Annotated in this window: 2 protein-coding genes; both read left to right on the forward strand. The window is 39.9% G+C overall.

Annotation, left to right across the window (positions count from 1 at the left end; genetic code table 11):
• On the forward strand, positions 1-893 hold an 893-nt coding region (locus tag RT405_RS11635), incomplete at its 5' end, for a hypothetical protein (RefSeq protein ID WP_313469866.1).
• Between the two features lie 171 nt (positions 894-1,064).
• Positions 1,065-1,837, forward strand: a 773-nt coding sequence (locus RT405_RS11640; RefSeq protein ID WP_313469868.1) for an Ig-like domain-containing protein, incomplete at its 3' end; no start/stop codon positions are given.

Genomic DNA, 1,837 nt, shown 5'->3' on the forward strand with positions numbered 1-1,837 from the left:
ATGATCGTACGAATTGGTATGGCAAAAAACATCAAGCAACACATCCGTCAGTTATTCAATTTGATCACGAATGGAACGGTTATAAGTACTGGATGGCTTTTACTCCCTATCCTTATGGAAACGATAAAAAAGAAAACCCAAGTCTAGTAGCAAGCCAGGATGGGATCCATTGGGTCGTGCCTGCAAACATTTCAAATCCCATTGTTTCCACTGCACTTATTCCTAGTTATGTCTTTGATAATTATCTATCTGACTGTCATTTGTTATACAACGACCAAACAAAAGAAATGGAGTTGTGGTATCGCTATGTTAGCAACAGAAAAAACGATGAAATAATATGCCGGGTCAAAACAAAAGATGCGGCTCGATGGTCAGCACCAGAAAAAATGTTATCTGACGCAGGGAATTTACTCCAATATGTTTCTCCTTCTGTCTTATACGATGACAACAAATACAAAATGTGGATTATGCGTGATTGGTCCATTTATTATTTGGAAAGTCTGGACGGTAAAATATGGAGTGAGGCAAGTGCAATATATGCTGCGGGTAAACCCATCCATTCCTGGCATCCGCATATCAGTAAAATTGGAGATGTCTATTACTTATTAAATAACGATAATGATACGAATACAGGAGCAGGCGGTAAAATTTATTACAGTACCTCTACTGACGGAATCAACTTTTCATCAGAAAAATTAATTTTGGAACATACTGGCAATGGGATCAGTTATGATTCAACAGGTGTTTACCGAGCAAGTATGATCAGCGGAGAAAAAGGATTCTATTTATATTATGGGCAAGTATCTAGCTCTTATCAATGGACGATTGGTCTTGCTACAGGACCAACTCTAGATACATTAAACGGAGTCACAGAAGCTGAGCTTAAGAAGTAAGGGATAAGTCATGATATGAATAATAGAAACACAGATTCATAAACTAAAGGAGGGAAGAGGTTGGGGCAATAGGCAAATAAATAAAGGCGTTTTAGATTTGACTATAAGAAAGAAGGCGATAGTATGTACAAACGCATCCTTTGGCTGTTTCCGCTGATAGGATTCATGTTAATGAACACAGAAGTTCTAAGTGCTGATGCCAGTGAAGAACAAGAAACAATCGAAAGCACAACAGCAACCGAAGCATTCGTGTCCGAGGTAACTGCTGCAGAACTACTTATAGAAGAGCCCACTCAAGAAAAAATAGTACCTGTACATGAAAAAACGCTTCCCGAAAAATCCACAGAAACCATTTCATCAAATGAAACACCTCCAACAGAAATTACAACAGAAGACCCCACAGCAACACAACCAATAGAAAATCAAGGCCCTGATGAGGAGGAGGAACTCCTTTCTAAAGAGAAAGATTCGGTTGAAATTCCCATAACAGAACCTGAAGAAAAAGGTGAAGAAGATTTAAACACACCAAATGAAAAACCTCAACCAGAAGAATCCAAATCAGAAGAACCTGAATCAGAAGAACCTCAACCAGAAAAAACCGAACCGAAAGAATCCACAGAATCGAACGACCCCGAAGTTACACCAGAAACCTCTGAAAAACCAGTTTTACCCTCCGTTCCAACAGAAGAACCTACTCCAGATGCAGAATTACCACTAGAATCAATCAGTGTGACACCGCCTAAAAAAGAAGTGATAGTCGGCGAAACATTAGACCGTTTAACAGTTGAATACCAACCCGGCAATGCGGTAAAACCTAAATGGGAATATTGGTGGTCTTTAAACCCGGATATCGCTACCGTTGATGCAGCTACCGGAATCATTACAGCGATTAGAGCCGGTACGGCGATGATCATGGTAGAAGTGGATACCGGACAAGAGACTGG

Origin of the sequence: Carnobacterium sp. (assembly GCF_032094055.1) — a bacterium.
Taxonomy (GTDB): domain Bacteria; phylum Bacillota; class Bacilli; order Lactobacillales; family Carnobacteriaceae; genus Carnobacterium_A.